The organism is Pseudomonas sp. GLN_2, from assembly GCF_043106005.1.
Lineage (GTDB): Bacteria > Pseudomonadota > Gammaproteobacteria > Pseudomonadales > Pseudomonadaceae > Aquipseudomonas > Aquipseudomonas alloputida.
Map to the genome: position 1 here is coordinate 1 of NZ_JBICMC010000054.1, position 19,496 is coordinate 19,496.

Annotated in this window: 15 protein-coding genes; 10 read left to right on the top strand and 5 right to left on the bottom strand. The window is 64.5% G+C overall.

The window, feature by feature from the left end; genetic code table 11:
- Positions 1–61: 61 nt before the first annotated feature.
- The gene (locus tag ACF8Q6_RS13665; protein ID WP_392492539.1) at positions 62–1,915 is read right to left on the bottom strand and encodes a sigma-54-dependent Fis family transcriptional regulator; all 1,854 of its coding nucleotides are present in this window, start codon (positions 1,913–1,915) and stop codon (positions 62–64) included.
- A 283-nt stretch (positions 1,916–2,198) separates the two neighbouring features.
- On the opposite strand from ACF8Q6_RS13665, the gene ACF8Q6_RS13670 reads away from it, so the two are divergent.
- The 7 genes from ACF8Q6_RS13670 (at position 2,199) to ACF8Q6_RS13700 (ending at position 10,149) form a co-directional block, all read left to right on the top strand.
- Positions 2,199–3,254, top strand: a complete 1,056-nt coding sequence (locus ACF8Q6_RS13670) for an ATP-NAD kinase family protein (RefSeq protein ID WP_108191695.1) — start codon at positions 2,199–2,201, stop codon at positions 3,252–3,254.
- A gap of 22 nt (positions 3,255–3,276) precedes the next feature.
- Positions 3,277–4,254: a thiamine pyrophosphate-dependent dehydrogenase E1 component subunit alpha gene (locus ACF8Q6_RS13675; RefSeq protein WP_003255338.1), complete on the top strand. Its 978-nt coding sequence runs from the start codon at positions 3,277–3,279 to the stop codon at positions 4,252–4,254.
- A gap of 33 nt (positions 4,255–4,287) precedes the next feature.
- Positions 4,288–5,310: an alpha-ketoacid dehydrogenase subunit beta gene (locus tag ACF8Q6_RS13680; protein WP_003255340.1), complete on the top strand. Its 1,023-nt coding sequence runs from the start codon at positions 4,288–4,290 to the stop codon at positions 5,308–5,310.
- On the top strand, positions 5,307–6,413 hold the full coding sequence (locus tag ACF8Q6_RS13685; protein ID WP_392492536.1) for an acetoin dehydrogenase dihydrolipoyllysine-residue acetyltransferase subunit: 1,107 nt from the start codon (positions 5,307–5,309) through the stop codon (positions 6,411–6,413). Before ACF8Q6_RS13680 ends, ACF8Q6_RS13685 begins: the two co-directional genes overlap by 4 nt.
- Positions 6,414–6,465: 52 nt before the next feature.
- Positions 6,466–7,530, top strand: a complete 1,065-nt coding sequence (locus ACF8Q6_RS13690; protein WP_223279163.1) for a 2,3-butanediol dehydrogenase — start codon at positions 6,466–6,468, stop codon at positions 7,528–7,530.
- Between the two features lie 213 nt (positions 7,531–7,743).
- Positions 7,744–9,477 carry a C13 family peptidase gene (locus ACF8Q6_RS13695; RefSeq protein WP_014755199.1) on the top strand — a complete coding sequence of 578 codons (1,734 nt, stop codon included), beginning with the start codon at positions 7,744–7,746 and terminating at the stop codon, positions 9,475–9,477.
- 27 nt (positions 9,478–9,504) lie between these two features.
- On the top strand, positions 9,505–10,149 hold the full coding sequence (locus ACF8Q6_RS13700) for an oxidoreductase (RefSeq protein ID WP_003255346.1): 645 nt from the start codon (positions 9,505–9,507) through the stop codon (positions 10,147–10,149).
- A gap of 108 nt (positions 10,150–10,257) precedes the next feature.
- On the opposite strand, the gene ACF8Q6_RS13705 is transcribed toward ACF8Q6_RS13700, so the two are convergent.
- The 4 genes from ACF8Q6_RS13705 to ACF8Q6_RS13720 form a co-directional block, all read right to left on the bottom strand.
- Complete coding sequence (locus ACF8Q6_RS13705) at positions 10,258–10,545, bottom strand: YceK/YidQ family lipoprotein (protein ID WP_003255347.1); 288 nt, start codon at positions 10,543–10,545, stop codon at positions 10,258–10,260.
- A complete protein-coding gene (gene ubiX, locus ACF8Q6_RS13710) occupies positions 10,542–11,171 on the bottom strand; it encodes a flavin prenyltransferase UbiX (RefSeq protein ID WP_003255348.1) in 630 nt (209 codons plus the stop codon). The genes ACF8Q6_RS13705 and ubiX overlap by 4 nt, the downstream gene beginning before the upstream one ends.
- The gene (gene mpl / locus ACF8Q6_RS13715) at positions 11,168–12,517 is read right to left on the bottom strand and encodes a UDP-N-acetylmuramate:L-alanyl-gamma-D-glutamyl-meso-diaminopimelate ligase (RefSeq protein WP_003255349.1); all 1,350 of its coding nucleotides are present in this window, start codon (positions 12,515–12,517) and stop codon (positions 11,168–11,170) included. Before mpl ends, ubiX begins: the two co-directional genes overlap by 4 nt.
- 66 nt (positions 12,518–12,583) lie before the next feature.
- Positions 12,584–14,599, bottom strand: a complete 2,016-nt coding sequence (locus ACF8Q6_RS13720; RefSeq protein ID WP_392492532.1) for a sigma-54-dependent Fis family transcriptional regulator — start codon at positions 14,597–14,599, stop codon at positions 12,584–12,586.
- A gap of 254 nt (positions 14,600–14,853) precedes the next feature.
- Between ACF8Q6_RS13720 and ACF8Q6_RS13725 the strand changes: the two genes are divergently transcribed.
- The 3 genes from ACF8Q6_RS13725 (at position 14,854) to ACF8Q6_RS13735 (ending at position 19,492) form a co-directional block, all read left to right on the top strand.
- Entirely contained in the window at positions 14,854–16,374 is a 1,521-nt protein-coding gene (locus ACF8Q6_RS13725) for an aldehyde dehydrogenase family protein (protein ID WP_004577014.1), read from the top strand.
- A gap of 228 nt (positions 16,375–16,602) precedes the next feature.
- A complete protein-coding gene (gene eat / locus ACF8Q6_RS13730; RefSeq protein ID WP_143495038.1) occupies positions 16,603–18,051 on the top strand; it encodes an ethanolamine permease in 1,449 nt (482 codons plus the stop codon).
- 46 nt (positions 18,052–18,097) lie between these two features.
- Positions 18,098–19,492: an ethanolamine ammonia-lyase subunit EutB gene (locus tag ACF8Q6_RS13735; protein WP_003255356.1), complete on the top strand. Its 1,395-nt coding sequence runs from the start codon at positions 18,098–18,100 to the stop codon at positions 19,490–19,492.
- The last annotated feature ends 4 nt before the right edge of the window (positions 19,493–19,496 follow it).

Sequence of the window (19,496 nt, forward strand, 5' to 3'; positions counted from 1 at the left end):
GACGCCGTCCTTGTGGGAGCGGCCTTGCGTCGCGAAAGGGGCGCAGCGCGCCCCCAGGGCTCTACCCCTTCATCCGCGGCATGTCGATGCGATGCTCATGCACTCGCCGATAAAGCGTCGCCCGCGAAATACCCAAAGCCCGCGCCGCATCAGCCGGCTTCCAGCGATGGCGAATCAGCGCGTCCAGCAACAGCTGCCGTGCCGGGCACGACACCCCGCTTTCAGCCGAGCCAACTGCTTCACCGCGCACCTCCTGCGGCAGATCCTGAAGCCGCACCTGCCCGCCTTCACTCACCGCACAGGCATACCGCAACACCTGCCGCAGTTGGCGCAAATTGCCCGGCCAGCGATAAACCAGCAGCGCCTGCAGCGCGTCATCCGCCAACACCACCTCCACCCCGCAGGCCGCAGCCTCTTCGGCCAGCAACTGGTGAATCAGCCCCAGCCGGTCATCACGCTCACGCAAGGGGGGTAGCTCAAAGCGGGCATTGGCCAGGCGGAAGTACAAGTCTTCACGAAATCGCCCGTCCTCCACCATCGCCGCCAGATCGCGATGGGTCGCACAGATCACCTGAATATCCACCCGATCCCGCCGCGCCGCACCCAGCGGCGCCACCTCGCCCTCCGCCAGCACCCGCAGCAGGCGGGTTTGCAGGTTCAGCGGCATGTCCCCGATCTCGTCGAGGAACAGCGTACCGCCATCGGCCTGCTGCAACAGCCCTTGCATGCCTTTGCTGGAAGCCCCGGTGAAGGCCCCGGCCACATAGCCGAACAACTCGCTCTCGATCAGGCTTTCCGGGATGGCCGCGCAGTTCAGGGTAACGAACGGGCCATCACAGCGCTGGCTTTGCTGGTGCAGCTGGCGGGCGAATACCTCCTTGCCGGCCCCGGTCTCACCCAGTACCAGCACCGCCAGGTTGCAGTCCTTGACCCGCGTGGCCAACCGCAGGTGTTGCTCGATACGGGTGTCCTGGGCCTGGCGCAAAGGCTGCGCACGCTGGCGTTGCTGCGGTGCGCTGACCCGGCCATACAAACCGCCCAGACCAGGCAGACGCTGGGCGGACGACGCGCTCACCCGGCGCAGTTGGTCGATGTCGAACAGTTCGCCAATATGCTCGGGCAAGCGCCCCAGGCGCTCCACCAGCCGATGCCGCGCCAGGCTGTTGATTGCCTGCAAGCGGCCATCGGCATCCCAGGCCAGCAGGTAATCGGGTTGGCTCTCCATATAGCCCGGCGTGCCATGCGCACGCATCACCCAGTGGCCCTGGGCGCTGTGCATGAAGAAAGCGTTTTCGATCTCGCGGGCGGTCTGCTCGACCAGTTGGCGGATCAGGTGCTGGCTGCGCCGATCGTCCGGCGACTGCAAGGCCGACACATCGACCACGCCCAGCAACTCGCCCAACGGGTCGAACACCGGCGCCGCGGTGCAGGTCAGGCCAATGAAGGCGGCGCGAAAGTGATCGCGCTTGTGCACCGTGACCGGGGCCTTGCTGGTCAGCACCGCCGCCACACCGCATGTGCCCTCCTCGCCCTCCGACCAGCAGGTCCCCAGATACAGCCCGGCCTTGCGACAGTCGTTGCGGATGGCCGACTCGACCCGGTAATCGATGGTGCGCCCCTGGGCATCGGTAAGCAGCACGCAGTAGTCAGCGCCGCGCACCCGTTCGTGCAAGCGCGCCACGGCATCGCTGGCGATGCGCAGGAACAGTTCGGCGCGTTCGCGGCATTCGTTGAGCAGGCTTTGGGAAAGGATCCGCGGCCCCTGCTGGGAACCGGGGTCGAGGCGGTACACATCCATGGAGCGGCGCCATGAATCGAGGATCAGCGGTGGTACCGGTGCCTGCGGCAGGCGATCGGCATTCTTCAACACCCTGCTGACGCAGTCCACATGGGCTCGGGAGTTCGCGGCAAGCATTCAGGCCCTCCGGTTCTCGTTGCTGTTTTTATCGTTGTCCGGCCATTAAGCGCCTCTGGGCATGCCCCGACAAGCACTGTGTGATTACCGGCTGGCTTGAGACGCAGCGTCTCAGTGTCTCGGCAACGCAGGCCCGGAGCTGGCACCCAGCGTCTCGCCGCCACATCCGTGAAGACCTGCCCGAACACGACCAGAACCCTCTAGCCCGGCCACTTCAGCCATCGCGAAGAAAGCTGGCACCCCGCTTGCTCCTCCCCTTGCAAACAAAAATACGAGGTGCGCCATGCCGCTACCCGCCCCGATTGTCGGGATCATTGCCAACCCTGCCTCTGGCCGCGACCTGCGCCGCCTGACCGCCAATGCCGGGCTCTATTCAAGCACCGACAAGGCCTCGGCTATCCAGCGCCTGCTGGCCGCTTTCGGCGCCACCGGCATCGGCCAGGTGTTGTTGCCCAGCGACATGACCGGCATCGCTGCCGCCGTGCTCAAGGCCAGCCAGGGCCCAGGGGCCCGTGACCAGCACTGGCCGGCCATCGAGATCCTCGACCTGCCACTGAGCCAGACCGTGGCCGATACCCGCCTGGCTACCCGGCGCATGGTCGAGCGCGGCGTGGCGATGATCGCCGTGCTGGGCGGTGATGGCACCCACAAGGCGGTCGCCGCCGAGGCCGGTGACGTGCCGCTGCTGACCCTGTCCACCGGCACCAACAACGCCTTCCCCGAACTTCGTGAAGCCACCAGCGCGGGCCTGGCCGGTGGCCTGCTTGCCAGTGGCCGGGTACCGGCCAGCATCGGCTTGCGCCGCAACAAACGCTTACTGGTAAACGTGCCTGAACAACAGCTGGCCGAATGGGCCTTGGTCGAGGTGGCCGTATCGCCGCAGCGCTTCATCGGTGCCCGTGCGCTCAGCCGCAGCGAGGACCTCTGCGAAGTCTTCGCCTGCTTCGCCGAACCCCACGCCATCGGCCTGTCGGCCCTGTGCGGTCTGTGGTGCCCGGTGTCACGGCAAGACCCGCACGGCGCCTGGGTACGCCTGGCCCCCGACGCCGAACAGGCGCTGTTGGCGCCGTTGGCGCCCGGCCTGCTGCAAGCCTGCGGCATCACGGCCTGCGGTCCGCTGACACCCGGCGTCGCCCAGCGCCTGAGCCTGGCCAGCGGCACCCTGGCCCTGGACGGCGAACGCGAAATCGAATTCGCCGAGCATGACACACCCACCATCACCCTCGACCACCAAGGCCCACTCAGTGTGGACGTCGAGGCCGTGCTGGCGCATGCCGCCCGCCACCACCTGCTGGCCGTCCCGCGCGGCCACCGGCTGCACCCTGCAAACCCGTGTTGAGACAACCCCGGAGAACAACAAGATGTCCAATCAACTCAGTACTGATCAACTGCTGCATGCCTATGAAGTCATGCGGACCATCCGCGCCTTCGAAGAACGCCTGCATGTGGAGTTCGCCACCGGCGAAATTCCCGGCTTCGTCCACCTGTATGCCGGCGAGGAAGCCTCTGCAGCCGGGGTCATGGCCCACCTGCGCGACAGCGACTGCATCGCCTCGACCCACCGCGGCCATGGCCACTGCATCGCCAAAGGGGTGGACGTGTACGGCATGATGGCCGAGATCTACGGCAAGAAAACCGGCGTGTGCGGCGGCAAGGGCGGCTCGATGCACATTGCCGACCTGGAAAAAGGCATGCTCGGTGCCAACGGTATCGTCGGCGCCGGCGCACCACTGGTGGCCGGGGCGGCGCTGGCGGCCAAGCTCAAGGGCCGCGATGACGTGTCGGTAGCCTTCTTCGGCGATGGGGCATCCAACGAGGGCGCCGTGTTCGAGGCCATGAACATGGCGTCGATCATGAACCTGCCCTGCATCTTCGTGGCCGAGAACAACGGCTACGCCGAGGCCACTGCCTCCAACTGGTCCGTAGCCTGCGACCACATTGCCGACCGCGCTGCCGGCTTCGGCATGCCAGGGGTCACCATCGACGGCTTTGACTTCTTTGCCGTCTACGAGGCCGCCGGCGCTGCCATAGAGCGCGCCCGCTCCGGGCAAGGGCCGTCGCTGATCGAGGTCAAGCTCAGCCGTTACTACGGCCATTTCGAAGGCGATGCGCAAACCTACCGCGCCCCTGATGAAGTGAAGAACCTGCGCGAATCCCGCGACTGCCTCATGCAATTTCGCAACAAGACCACCCGCGCCGGCCTGCTCACGGCCGAGCAACTGGACGCCATCGACGCCCGCGTCGAGGACCTGATCGAAGACGCCGTACGCCGCGCCAAATCCGATCCCAAGCCACAGCCCGCCGACCTGCTCACCGACGTCTACGTCGCCTACCCCTGAGCCGCGGATTACAAGAACAACAGGAGAACCACCATGGCAAGAAAGATCAGCTACCAGCAGGCCATCAACGAAGCCCTGGCCCAGGAAATGCGTCGCGACAGCACAGTGTTCATCATTGGCGAAGACGTCGCCGGTGGCGCCGGTGCGCCCGGCGAGGATGACGCCTGGGGTGGCGTGTTGGGCGTGACCAAAGGCCTGTATCACCAATTCCCCGGCCGCGTGCTTGACGCGCCGCTGTCGGAAATCGGCTACGTCGGCGCGGCCGTCGGTGCCGCCACCCAGGGCCTGCGCCCGGTGTGCGAACTGATGTTCGTCGACTTCGCCGGCTGCTGCCTGGACCAGATCCTCAACCAGGCCGCCAAGTTCCGCTACATGTTCGGCGGCAAGGCCGTGACCCCGCTGGTGATGCGCACCATGTATGGCGCCGGCCTGCGTGCGGCAGCCCAGCACTCGCAGATGCTCACTTCGCTATGGACGCACATCCCCGGCCTGAAGGTGGTGTGCCCATCCTCGCCTTACGATGCCAAGGGCCTGTTGATCCAGGCGATCCGCGACAACGACCCGGTGATCTTCTGCGAACACAAACTGCTGTACAGCATGCAGGGTGAGGTGCCGGAAGAGGTGTACACCGTACCGTTCGGCGAAGCCAACTTCTTGCGCGATGGCGACGACGTGACCCTCGTTACCTACGGGCGCATGGTGCATGTGGCGCTGGAGGCCGCCAACAACCTGGCCCGCCAGGGCATCGACTGCGAGGTACTGGACTTGCGCACTACCAGCCCGCTGGACGAGGACAGCATTCTGGAAAGTGTGGAGAAGACCGGCCGCCTGGTGGTGATCGATGAAGCCAACCCGCGCTGCTCGATGGCCACCGACATCAGCGCGCTGGTGGCACAGAAGGCTTTTGCCGCACTCAAGGGTCCGATCGAAATGGTCACCGCGCCGCATACCCCGGTGCCGTTCTCCGACGCCCTGGAAGACCTGTACATCCCTGACGCGGCGAAGATCGAAGCCGCCGTGCGCAAGGTGATCGAAGCCGCAAGGAGTGCCGCATGAGCCAGATCCATACCCTGACCATGCCCAAGTGGGGCCTGTCGATGACCGAGGGCCGGGTGGACACCTGGCTCAAGCAGGAAGGTGACGAAATCAGCAAGGGCGACGAGGTGCTGGACGTCGAGACCGACAAGATCAGCAGCAGCGTCGAAGCGCCGTTCAGCGGCGTGCTGCGCCGCCAGGTGGCCAAGCCGGATGAAACCCTGCCCGTCGGCGCACTGCTGGCGGTGGTGGTCGAAGGCGAAGCAGAAGAGGCCGAGATCGATGCCGTGGTACAGCGCTTCCAGGCCGAGTTCGTCGCCGAAGGCGGCGCCGACCAGAGCCAAGGGCCGGCCCCTCAGAAGGCGGAAGTCGGCGGGCGCCTGCTGCGCTGGTTCGAGCTGGGTGAAGGCGGCACACCGCTGGTGCTGGTGCACGGGTTTGGCGGTGACCTCAACAACTGGCTGTTCAACCACCCGGCACTGGCTGCCGAGCGGCGGGTCATCGCCCTCGACCTGCCGGGCCACGGCGAGTCGGCCAAGGCCCTGCAGCGGGGCGACCTGGATGAGTTGAGCGAAACCGTGCTCGCCCTGCTCGACCACCTGAACATCGCCAAGGCCCACCTGGCCGGCCATTCCATGGGCGGTGCCGTCAGCCTCAACGTGGCGCGCCTGGCCCCGCAGCGGGTGGCCAGCCTGAGCCTGGTGGCCAGCGCCGGTCTGGGCGAAGCGATCAACGGGCAGTACTTGCAAGGTTTCGTCACCGCGGCCAACCGCAATGCACTCAAACCGCAGATGGTGCAATTGTTTGCCGACCCGGCGCTGGTCACTCGGCAAATGCTGGAGGACATGCTCAAGTTCAAGCGCCTGGAAGGTGTGGACCAGGCCCTGCGGCAGCTGGCAGGGGCGCTCGCCGACGGCGACCGGCAGCGCCACGACTTGCGCGGGGTCCTTGGCAATCACCCGGCACTGGTGGTGTGGGGTGGCAAGGATGCGATCATCCCGGCCAGCCACGCCGAGGGCCTGGAAGCCGAAGTACAGGTGCTGCCAGAGGCCGGCCACATGGTGCAGATGGAGGCGGCCGAACAGGTCAACCAGCAACTGCTCGCATTCCTGCGCAAGCACTAAGCCCTTTTCGTGAGCCTGGAGAACAACAATGAATGACCTGAGCCACACCCACATGCGCGCGGCCGTCTGGCATGGCCGCAACGATATTCGTGTCGAACAGGTACCTTTGCCGGCCGACCCAGCGCCGGGCTGGGTGCAGATCAAGGTGGACTGGTGCGGCATCTGCGGCTCCGACCTGCACGAATATGTTGCCGGCCCGGTGTTCATCCCGGTAGAGGCCCCGCACCCGCTGACCGGCATTCAGGGCCAGTGCATCCTCGGCCACGAATTCTGCGGCCACATCGCCAAGCTTGGCGAAGGCGTGGAAGGCTATGCCGTAGGCGACCCGGTGGCGGCAGACGCGTGCCAGCATTGTGGTACCTGCTATTACTGCACCCATGGCCTGTACAACATCTGCGAACGCCTGGCGTTCACCGGCCTGATGAACAACGGGGCCTTCGCCGAGCTGGTCAACGTGCCCGCCAACCTGCTCTACCGGCTGCCGCAGGGCTTCCCTGCCGAAGCCGGGGCACTGATCGAACCGCTGGCGGTGGGTATGCACGCGGTGAAAAAGGCCGGCAGCCTGCTTGGGCAAACCGTTGTAGTGGTGGGGGCCGGCACCATCGGCCTTTGCACCATCATGTGTGCCAAAGCCGCGGGCGCAGCACAGGTTATCGCCCTGGAAATGTCCTCAGCACGCAAAGCCAAGGCCAAAGAGGTAGGCGCCAACGTGGTGCTGGACCCCAGCCAGTGCGATGCCCTGGCAGAAATCCGCGCACTGACTGCAGGGCTGGGCGCCGATGTGAGCTTTGAGTGCATTGGCAACAAACATACGGCCAAGCTGGCCATCGACACCATCCGCAAGGCGGGCAAATGCGTGCTGGTGGGTATTTTCGAAGAGCCCAGCGAGTTCAACTTCTTCGAACTGGTGTCCACCGAGAAGCAGGTGCTGGGGGCGTTGGCGTACAACGGCGAGTTTGCTGACGTGATTGCCTTCATTGCTGATGGTCGGCTGGATATTCGCCCGCTGGTAACCGGCCGGATCGGATTGGAGCAGATTGTCGAGCTGGGCTTTGAGGAACTGGTGAACAACAAAGAGGAGAACGTGAAGATCATCGTTTCACCTGGTGTGCGCTGATTGCACCTTGAAGGTAACGTGGCACCTGTGGGAGCGGGCGGGCCCGCGAACAATGCAACACGGTGGAGGGCACCGGCTTCGCCGATGTTCGCGGTTGAAGCCGCTCCTACAGGGTTCGCGCCGGGTACAAGGCCTGTGCGCCGACACAGGGGCTCGCTGTCTCAGGATCCCATTCTGCGTCATACTCGGCAGACCTATTGCCCGGTCATCGCCATGCGTCCACTGCTCCCCATTACCCTGGTCCTGCTGCTCGCCGCCTGTGGCGATGGCGAATCGCTGCTCCCGCCGGACGCACGGCTGCCTGACGGTGGGCGTTACCGGGGGCAGGTGGTCGATGGCCTGCTGCAGGGTGAGGGCCGGATCGACTACCCCAATGGCAGCTGGTACGCCGGCAGCTTCAAGGACGGCCAGTGGCACGGCCAGGGCGAATGGCATGGCCAGAATGGCGAGGTCTACCGCGGCCAGTTCGCCGAGGGGCTGTTTCAGGGCCTGGGCGAGCTGACCACCCCGGGCAGCCACTATAGCGGCACCTTCCGCCACGGCCGCCGCGACGGCGAGGGCACCCTCAAGCAAACCGACCAGACCTACCGCGGCCAGTTCAAGGACGACCTGTACGACGGCGCAGGCCAACTGGAGCTGGCCGACGGCAGTCGCTACCAAGGCCTGTTCGCCAAGGGCAAGCCCAACGGCGCCGGGGTGCGCAGCGATGCCAGCGGCAACCAGTTCAGCGGCCACTTCGTCAACGGCCAGCTACAAGGCGCCGGCACCTACGACAGCGTTGATGGCGAGCAGTACATCGGCGAGTTCAAGGACAACCGCCTGGAGGGCCGAGGCCGCTACGAAAATGCCGATGGCGACGTGTGGATCGGTGAATTCAAGGACGGCTCGCTGATCGGCGAAGGCGAGTTGCTGGGCAGCGATGGCAGCCACTACAAGGGTGAGTTCGCCGACTGGCGTCTGTCGGGCCAGGGCAGCCTGCAACTGGCCGACGGCAGCAAGTACATCGGCGGTTTCCTGAACGATGCCTACCATGGCCATGGGCGGCTGATTCTGCCCACTGGCAAGGTCGAAAGCGGAACATGGGCCAACGGCGTGCGCGTGCGCGACCAGAATGGCAAGCTGCTGCCAGACCCACTGGACCTGGCGTTGCTCAACCAGGGCCGGCTGCTGGACGAGGCGCTGGCACGGGTACCTCGCTCGGCACCACCGATCCAGCTGTATAGCCTGGTCGTGGCCGGCGATGGCCAGCAAAGCGTATTCCTGCGCGAAGCCGACTACGTCAGCAACCTGCTAAAGGTGCGCTTTGGCGCCCGTGGCCAAGTGACCCTGGTCAACCACCGCGACCACATGGCCACACGCCCCATGGCCACCCGCGAAAACCTCTCCCGCGCTGCCGCCACCCTGGCAGAGCGCAGCGGCCCCGAAGACCTGGTGTTCATCTACCTCACCAGCCATGGCAGCCAGGACCACCAGCTGGTGCTCGACCAGCCCCGTCTGCAACTGGCCGACCTGGCCGCTGACGAGCTGGCCACTGCCTTGGCGCCGCTGAAGGATCGCGACAAGGTAATCGTCATCTCCGCCTGCTATTCAGGGGGCTATATCGCTCCGCTCAAAGACGAGCGCACGCTCATCATGACCGCTGCCCGGGCCGACCGCGTCTCCTTCGGTTGCTCGGAGGAAGCCGACTTCACCTACTTTGGCGATGCCCTGTTCGCTGAAGCGCTGAACCAGACCGACGACCTGAAACAGGCGTTTGAACTGGCACGTGCCAGCGTTGCCGAAAGAGAACAAAGGGAAGGCTTCGAGGCCTCCGAGCCGCAGCTGTGGGCACCGCCGGCCGTGCTTGAGCACTGGCATCACCTGCGCCAGCAACAAGCCGAAGAAGCATTGCGTAACGCCACACAGGCCAACGTGAGGGAACAGGCAAAAATGCCCGGCACTCACTAGACTTGTGTGTAACAAGGGAGAGACATCATGTACTTGACGCCTCAGCATGTCCTGCTTGCCGGAGCCACCGGCCTGACCGGTGAACACCTGCTAGACCGCCTGCTCAACGAGCCCACCATCACCCGTGTCCTGGCGCCTACACGCCGGCCATTGGCCGAGCACCCGCACCTGGAAAACCCGGTGGGCGACCCGGCGGTATTCCTTCCGCAACTGGCCGGGCGGGTCGACATCGCGTACTGCTGCCTGGGCACCACGCTGAAGCAGGCGGGTTCCGAATCGGCTTTCCGCGCAGTGGATCTGGACATGGTGGTCGCCTTCAGCAAGCGTGCCCGAGAAATGGGCGCACGGCATCTGCTGGTGGTGAGTGCAGTGGGCGCCGACCCTAAGTCGTCAATTTTCTATAACCGGGTCAAGGGCGAGATGGAAGAAGCGCTCAAGGCTCAGGACTGGCCACAGTTGACCATCGTGCGGCCCTCGTTCCTGCTGGGCGAGCGGCTGGAGCCACGGCTCACTGAACAGCTTGTTGCGCCATTTTCCAGGTTGATCCCGGGGAAGTATCGGGGAATCGAGGCTTGTACCCTGGCGCGAGCACTGTGGCGGCTGGCGCTGGAGGAAGAAGACGGCGTGCGGGTTGTGGAGTCGGATGAGTTGCGCAGGTTGGGCAAGATCTAGGCTTCGCTTGTGCTGGCCTCTTCGCGGGCACGCCCGCTCCCACTGGTGAGTAGTCACCGGAAGATTACGGAGATCCTGTGGGAGAGGGCGTGCGCGCGAGAAGGGCCATCACAGGCCGCCGCTAGCCTGGAAGCCTATGCCGGCCGCTGTCAGCAAAGACAACGGCAGCAGCAGGGTATCGAGCAGCATGCTGCCGGGCAGATCCAGGCGCGGATACGCCGGAGCGTCCGCCCCGTAATGATCCCGCGGGCAACACCCGCCATTGATCACATACAAATCCAGCCGGGTACCGGCATACACCACCGGTGCGCCGGGCTTGTTGGCATCCAGCGTGCGCACCGTGGCGCACCCACCCAGCATCACCAGCGCCAGCAACCCCGCCAGTGCTCGCTTCAATCATCCACCCCGAAGTGGTGCTCGCCCCAACGCGGCAACATATCCTGGGGGATGTTCAGCAGGTTGAGGATACGCGCCACGACAAAGTCGACCAGGTCGTCGATGGTCTGCGGCTGGTGATAGAACCCCGGAGCCGCCGGCAAGATCACCGCGCCCATTTGCGACAGCTTGAGCATGTTTTCCAGGTGGATGGTGGAGAACGGCGCTTCGCGTGGCACCAGGATCAGCTGGCGACGCTCCTTGAGGGTGACGTCGGCAGCCCGCTCGATCAGGTTGTTGCAGGCGCCAGTGGCGATGGCCGACAAAGTGCCAGTGGAACAGGGGACCACCACCATTGCCGCCGGGGCGCCAGAACCCGAGGCTACCGGCGACATCCAGTCTTCCTTGCCATACACACGGATCTGCCCATCGGCCGCGCCGGTGTATTCAGTCAGGAAGGCCTGCATCGCCTGGGGCTTGGCCGGCAACACAACATCCGTCTCGGTGGCCATCACCAACTGTGCGGCCTTGGAGATCAGGAAGTGCACCTCGCGGTCTTCGCGTACCAGGCAATCGAGCAGGCGAAGGCCATACTGGGCACCCGAGGCGCCCGTCATGGCCAGGGTGATGCGTTCCGGCCCGTTCACTTCAGCGCCTCGGCCAGCTTGCCGTGCAGGCCGCCGAAGCCGCCGTTGCTCATGATCACCACATGGGTGCCTGGGCGAGCCTGGCCTTTGATCCGCTCGATGATCGCTTCGAGGCTGTCGGCCACCACGCTGGGTACCTTGCACTGCGCAGCGGTGGCGGCCAGGTCCCAGCCGAGGTTGGCCGGCGCATACCAGATCACCTGGTCGGCGTCGTTGACGCTTTCTGGCAGGCCGTCACGATGGGCACCGAGTTTCATCGAGTTGGAGCGTGGCTCGATCACCGCGATCACAGGTGCCTCCCCCACCCGCTTGCGCAGGCCGTCGAGCGTGGTGGCAATGGCGGTCGGATGGTGGGCGAAGTCATCGTAGATGGTCACACCTTGAACTTCGGCAACCTTCTCCATGCGCCGCTTGACGCTCTTGAACGCACTCAGGCCGTCGATGCCCATGGCCGGCACCACGCCTACATGACGCGCTGCTGCCAGGGTGGCCAAGGCATTGGCGACGTTGTGCTGGCCGGTCAGCGCCCAGTCCACCACACCCTGCACTTCGCCCTCGAACAGGACTTCAAAGCGCGAGCCATCGGGGCTGAGCAGGCGGGCTTGCCACTGGCCGCCCTCCCCGGTGGTTTGCACAGGGGTCCAGCAGCCCATGCCGATCACACGCTCCAGCGCTTGCTCGGTGGTCGGGTGGATGACCAGGCCTTCGCTGGGGATAGTCCGCACCAGGTGGTGGAACTGCCGCTCGATCGAGGCCAGATCCGGGAAGATGTCCGCGTGATCGAACTCAAGGTTGTTGAGGATCGCGGTACGCGGGTGATAGTGGACGAACTTCGAGCGCTTGTCGAAGAAGGCGCTGTCGTACTCGTCGGCTTCCACCACAAAGAACGGCGTGTCGCCCAAGCGGGCCGACACCGAGAAGTTCTGCGGCACGCCACCAATCAGGAAGCCCGGGCTCATGCCGGCGTGCTCCAGCACCCAGGCCAGCATGCTGCTGGTGGTGGTCTTGCCGTGAGTACCGGCAACGGCCAGCACCCAGCGGCCTTGCAGCACGTGGTCGGCCAGCCACTGCGGGCCGGAGACGTAGGGCAGGCCCTTGTTCAGCACGTATTCAACCGCTGGGTTGCCGCGCGACATGGCGTTGCCGATGACCACCAGGTCTGGCGCCGGATCCAACTGGGCCGGGTCATAGCCTTGGGTCAGTTCGATACCCTGGGCTTCGAGTTGGGTGCTCATCGGGGGATAGACGTTGGCGTCGGAGCCAGTGACGCGGTGGCCAAGTTCCTTGGCCAGCACCGCCAGCGAACCCATGAAAGTGCCGCAAATACCGAGAATGTGAATATGCATGGTCGACCTCGCAAAACATCGAGGCAGGGTAGCCCAGGGCGCGACAAATCGCACCCGCTGTTTCGCTCAGTCGCCCCTGGTAATGCCGTGTTTGCGCAGTTTTCGATACAAGGTATTGCGGCTGATGCCCAAGTGCTCGGCAACGCGGGTGAGATGCCAGTGTTTTGCCTCCAGGACCTCCTTCAGCGCTTGCCGCTCCGCGTCGAGCAGAACCTCGGTCCCTCCAGATTCACCCTCGATCTCTGCGGCACTGCCGGACCTGTGGGAGCGGGCTTGCCCGCGAACGAGGGCAACGCCCTCGCCCTCTATTGCCTGGTCGGACATCTTCGCGGGCTCGCCCGCCCCCACGGGAGGTGGGCTGGTGCGGATGACTGCGGGGAGGTCCGTAAAGGTGATGCGGGCATCTTCGCAAAGCGCCACCAGGGTACGCAGCACATTGCGCATCTGCCGCACGTTCCCCGGCCAGTTAAATGCGAGCAGCGCCTGCCGCGCCCTGGGCTCGATGTCTATGCGTTGCCCCTGCGTCTCCTGGCGTAGCAGAAAGTCCAGCAACTGCGCCTTGTCACTGCGTTCGCGCACCGCCGGCAGCGCTACCTCCAGGCCATTGAGGCGGTAATACAGGTCCTCGCGGAAACTGCCCTGTTCAACCCGTTCCAGCAGGTCACGGTGCGTAGCGCTGACAATGCGCACGTCCACCGCCTGTGGCTCTCCCCCGATCGGCACCACCTGGCGTTCCTCCAGTACCCGCAGCAGTCGGGTTTGCAGGGCAAGCGGCATATCGCCGATCTCGTCCAGCAGCAAGGTGCCGCCGTCGGCCTGCAACAGCTTGCCGCGCATGCCCTCCTTGCGCGCGCCGGTAAAACTGCCGCCGCGGTACCCGAACAGCTCACTCTCGATCAGGCTTTCCGGGATAGACGCGCAGTTGATCGCGACGAACGGCTTGCCGCGCCGCTCACTGGCCTGATGCACAGCCTGGGCGAAGGCCTCCTTGCCACAGCCGGTCTCGCCGCGCAGCAGTAATGGCACATCGCGCTCGAACACCCGCACGCTGCGGCGGAAATCATTTTGCAACGCAGGGTCCAGCAGACAGACCAGCGGCTCCACTTCACCTGCGGGCCGCGGCTGGGCGGCCGGCACCGACCACACCGGCGCCCGGGCCTGCCCCCGCAGGCTGGCGAACACCTGGCGACCGTCCAGGGTGCGCAGCGGCCAGGCAGTACTGCCGCCGGGCGTGGCACGGCTGAACATTTCGTCATGGCTGCACGCGAAAAAGCACGCCAACGGTTTGCCCAGCACGCCGCCCCGTACCGTGCCCAGCAGGTTCAGTGCGCTTTGGTTGGCAGCGCAAATGCGCCCATCGCCGTCGAACGCCAGCAAGCCTTCGCTGAACAGGCCGACCGACTCGGCTTGCAGGTGAAAACGCAATAACCATTGCTGCTCGAAATGGCGCAGGAAATAGCAGCTTTCGATCATCTTCGCCGACAGGCTGACCAACGCCATGGTGTGGAACTGGCTTTGCCGCGATACGTCGGGGCGCGCAGAGGACACGTCGAGTACCGCCAGCAGGTCGCCATGCGGGTCGAACACCGGGCTGGCCGAGCAGGTCAGCCCGGTGTGACGGCCACGGAAGTGCTCGTTCTGATGGATGGTCAGCGCCTGGCGCTCGACCAGGCAGGTGCCGATGCCATTGGTGCCCTCGCGCGCCTCGCTCCAGTCAGCGCCCAACCACAGCCCCGCACGCTCGAAGCTGCGCCGCTCGGTGGGGGCACTGACGCAATTGAGGATCACCCCACGGGCGTCGGTCAGCAGCACCGCGTGGCCTGCGCCGGAAAGCTGCTGGTGCAGGCTGTTCATCTCATGGTCGGCAATTTGCAGCACCTGATGCAGGCGCTCGCGGCTTTCCAGCAGGCGCCCGTGCTCAAGCACCACCGGCGCTTCGATCACCGCCGGGTCGAGGTGGTAATCCTCCAGGCAGCGCAGCCAGGAGCGGGCGATGGACGGGTCACTGCCGCCCTCCCCGGCCCCACCATGGGCAACGCTATGCACCTGCCGGGCATGGCGCGTGAAGTGATTGCTCTGCATTGTTGTAATTCTCCGCAGATAGAGCGTCAGCCCAGCATCCTCCACCCGGGTAGGCTTTGCAATGCACACGCCTGTGATGTGTCGTAAACGGCACAAAATGTCACCCCAGGCGTACCGGCACCGGTACAGCGGCCCTTTATCAGCCCCGTAAAAATGACTCAAGTCATTGATTTGCCTGGCGTGGCCAACACTGGCCCAACCCTTGCTCTATGCTTTCCAACTCCCTAAAAAGCACAATACCAAGGAGACACACCATGCGTTATGCACATCCCGGTACCGAAGGCGCGAAGGTTTCCTTCAAGAGCCGCTACGGCAACTACATCGGTGGTGAGTTCGTTACTCCGGTAAAGGGGCAGTACTTCGAAAATACCTCCCCGGTGAATGGCAAGCTGATCGCTGAATTCCCCCGCTCTACTGCCGAAGACATCGAGAAGGCCCTGGATGCCGCCCATGCTGCGGCCGACGCCTGGGGCCGCACTTCAGTGCAGGATCGCTCCAACGTGCTGCTGAAGATCGCCGACCGTATCGAGCAGAACCTCGAATTGCTGGCCATCACCGAAACCTGGGACAACGGCAAGCCGATCCGCGAAACCCTCAACGCCGACATTCCGCTGGCGGTCGACCACTTCCGCTATTTCGCTGGCTGCATCCGCGCCCAGGAAGGCGGCGCTGCCGAAATCAATGAAGGCACCGTGGCCTACCACATCCACGAGCCACTGGGCGTGGTCGGGCAGATCATCCCCTGGAACTTCCCGATCCTGATGGCTGCCTGGAAGCTTGCCCCGGCACTGGCCGCTGGTAACTGCGTGGTGCTCAAGCCTGCCGAACAGACGCCGCTGGGCATCACCGTGCTGCTCGAAGTCATTGGCGACCTGCTGCCACCTGGCGTGCTCAACGTCGTGCAAGGCTATGGCCGCGAAGCCGGTGAAGCCCTGGCCACCAGCAAACGCATCGCCAAGATCGCCTTCACCGGCTCTACCCCGGTGGGCTCGCACATCATGAAATGCGCCGCCGAGAACATCATCCCGTCCACCGTCGAACTGGGTGGCAAGTCGCCGAACGTTTACTTCGAAGACATCATGCAGGCCGAGCCAAGCTTCATCGAGAAGGCGGCAGAAGGCATGGTGCTGGCGTTCTTCAACCAGGGCGAAGTGTGCACCTGCCCGTCGCGTGCCCTGGTGCAAGAGTCGATCTATCCGCAGTTCATGGAAGTGGTGATGAAGAAGGTGCTGCAGATCAAGCGCGGCGACCCGCTGGACACCGACACCATGGTCGGCGCCCAGGCCTCGCAGCAGCAGTTCGAAAAGATCCTCTCGTACCTGCAGATCGCCCAGGACGAAGGCGCCGAGTTGCTCACCGGCGGCAAGGTCGAGAAGCTGGAAGGTTCGCTGGCTACCGGTTACTACATCCAGCCGACCCTGCTCAAGGGCAACAACAAGATGCGCGTGTTCCAGGAAGAAATCTTCGGCCCGGTGGTCAGCGTCACCACCTTCAAGGACGAAGCCGAAGCACTGGCGATTGCCAACGACACCGAGTTCGGCCTGGGCGCCGGCGTGTGGACCCGCGACATCAACCGTGCCTACCGCATGGGCCGCGGCATCAAGGCTGGTCGTGTGTGGACCAACTGCTACCACCTGTACCCGGCGCATGCCGCGTTCGGCGGGTACAAGAAGTCGGGGGTTGGGCGTGAGACGCACAAGATGATGCTGGATCACTATCAGCAGACCAAGAACCTGCTGGTGAGCTACGACATCAATCCGTTGGGCTTCTTCTAGACCGCGTCGCCTTCTTCGCGGGTAAACCCGCTCCTACAGGTTCACCGTTTGTTACAGAACCGGTGCGGTACCTGTGGGAGCGGGCAAGCCCGCGAAGAGGCCGGATCTGCGTAACACAAAACCCAGGGCAGCAACCGTGCACCAGCCGCCCTGGCTCGCTTTCTGCAGCACCCATCACCATCGGCCCGGAACCCTTCCGGCCCACCAAGAAAAAAAACAGGTGAATCTATGCCAAGCGAACATTCCGCCGGATCGCCGGCAGGCTCTTCCGTCGACTTCGAGAAAGTCGGCTCTGACTATTTCCAGCAACGTGAACTGAAAAAAGGCGCCGCCGGCTGGGTACTGCTGGTCGGCCTGGGCGTGGCGTACGTCATTTCCGGCGATTACGCCGGCTGGAACTTCGGCCTGGCGCAGGGCGGCTGGGGCGGCATGTTCCTGGCCACCTTGCTGATGGCAACCATGTACCTGTGCATGTGCTTCTCGCTGGCCGAGCTGTCGTCGATGATCCCCACCGCTGGCGGTGGCTATGGCTTTGCCCGCAGTGCCTTCGGCCCGTGGGGCGGCTTTTTGACCGGCACGGCGATCCTGATCGAATACGCCATCGCCCCTGCCGCCATCGCGGTGTTCATCGGCGCCTACTGTCAATCGCTGTTCGGTATCGGCGGCTGGATGATCTACCTGGCGTTCTACATCGTGTTCATCGGCATCCACATTTTCGGCGTGGGTGAGGCACTGAAGCTGATGTTCATCATCACCGCCATCGCCGCCATTGCCCTGGCCGTATTCCTGATAGGCATGGTGCCCCATTTTGATGCAGCCAACCTGTTCGACATCGCCAAAACGGACGCCGTCGGCGCCAGCAGCTTCCTGCCGTTTGGCTATGTCGGCGTGTGGGCAGCCATCCCCTACGCCATCTGGTTCTTCCTTGCCGTCGAAGGCGTGCCGCTGGCCGCAGAAGAAACCAAGAACCCCAAGCGTGACCTGCCACGCGGCCTGATCGGCGCCATGCTGGTACTGCTGGCCTTCGCCTTGCTGATCCTGGTGGTCGGCCCAGGCGGCGCAGGCTCCGAGGCGCTGAAGGCCTCCGGTAACCCGCTGGTCGAAGCCCTGTCGAAGGCCTACGGCGGCTCCACCTGGATGGGCGGCTTCGTCAACCTGGTCGGTCTGGCCGGGCTGATCGCCAGCTTCTTCTCGATCATCTATGCCTATTCCCGGCAGATCTTCGCCCTGTCCCGCGCCGGTTACCTGCCGCGCAAACTGTCGGAAACCAACAAGAGCAAGGCCCCGGTACTGGCCTTGGTCATCCCCGGCATCATCGGTTTTGCCCTGTCGCTGACGGGCCAGGGTGACTTGCTGATCCTGGTGGCAGTGTTTGGCGCTACCCTGTCTTACGTGCTGATGATGGCTGCGCACATCACCCTGCGCATCCGCCGGCCAAAGATGGAGCGCCCCTACCGCACCCCGGGTGGCATCTTCACATCCGGCCTGGCGCTGGTGCTGGCGTGCATCGCCGTGGTCGCCGGATTCCTGGTTGACCCGCGGGTAGTCATTGGCGCTGCAGTGATCTATGCGGTATTAATTGCCTACTTTGCTTTCTACAGCCGCCACCACCTGGTTGCGGGCACACCGGAAGAGGAATTCGCCGCGATCCAGAAGGCCGAAGAGGCCCTGCACTGATCGCCGCCACCCGCCGCGGGGCAACCCGCGGCTCTGGAGATTCTGTATGGCAAGTTTCGTACACACGGTCGGCCACTTGGTCTACCGCTTCGACAGCCTCAAGGACGTGATGGCCAAGGCCAGCCCGGCACGCTCCGGGGACTGCCTGGCAGGTGTCGCGGCCAGCAACGACGGTGAGCGCGTCGCCGCGCAGATGGCGTTGGCCAATATTCCGCTGACGCACTTTCTCAATGAAGCACTGATCCCTTACGAAGCAGATGAAGTGACCCGCCTGATCATCGACACCCACGATGCCCAGGCCTTCGCCCCGGTCAGCCACCTGACCGTGGGTGGTCTGCGCGACTGGCTGCTGAGCGAGGAAGCCAACGAAGACAGCCTGCGCGCCCTGGCGCCCGGGTTGACCCCGGAAATGGCCGCTGCCGTTTCGAAGATCATGCGCGTGCAGGACCTGGTGCTGGTGGCGCAAAAAATCCGCGTGGTCACCCGGTTCCGCGGCACCATGGGCCTGCGCGGGCGCCTGTCGACCCGGCTGCAACCCAACCACCCGACAGACGAACCGGCCGGTATTGCCGCCAGCATTCTCGACGGCTTGCTGTACGGCAACGGCGACGCCATGATCGGCATCAACCCGGCCACCGACAGCATCGCTTCGATCTGCGCCCTGCTGGAAATGCTCGACGCCATCATCCAGCGCTACGACATCCCCACCCAGTCCTGCGTGCTGACCCACGTCACCACCTCGATTGAAGCAATCAACCGCGGCGTGCCACTGGACCTGGTGTTCCAGTCCATCGCCGGCACAGAGGCGGCCAACGCCGGCTTCGGCATCAACCTGAACGTGTTGCAGGAAGGCTACGAAGCGGGTCTGTCGCTGAAACGCGGCACCCTCGGGCAGAACCTGATGTATTTCGAAACTGGCCAGGGCAGCGCGCTCTCGGCCAACGCCCACCACGGCGTCGACCAGCAGACCTGCGAAACCCGCGCCTATGCCGTGGCCCGTCACTTCAAGCCGTTCCTGGTCAACACCGTGGTCGGTTTCATTGGCCCGGAATACCTCTACAACGGCAAGCAGATCATCCGCGCCGGCCTCGAAGACCATTTCTGCGGCAAGCTGCTGGGCGTGCCGATGGGTTGCGATATCTGCTACACCAACCATGCCGAAGCCGATCAGGACGACATGGACACCTTGCTGACGCTGCTGGGTGTGGCCGGCATCAACTTCATCATGGGCATCCCCGGCTCCGACGACATCATGCTCAACTACCAGACCACCTCGTTCCATGACGCGCTGTACGCGCGCCAGACCCTGGGCCTGAAGCCCGGCCCGGAATTCGAGGCATGGCTGGCCCGCACCGGTATCTTCACCCAGGCCGATGGCCGGGTGCGCTTCGGTGACAACCTGCCGCCGGCCTTCCGCCAGGCCTTGGCACAGCTTGCATAGGGAT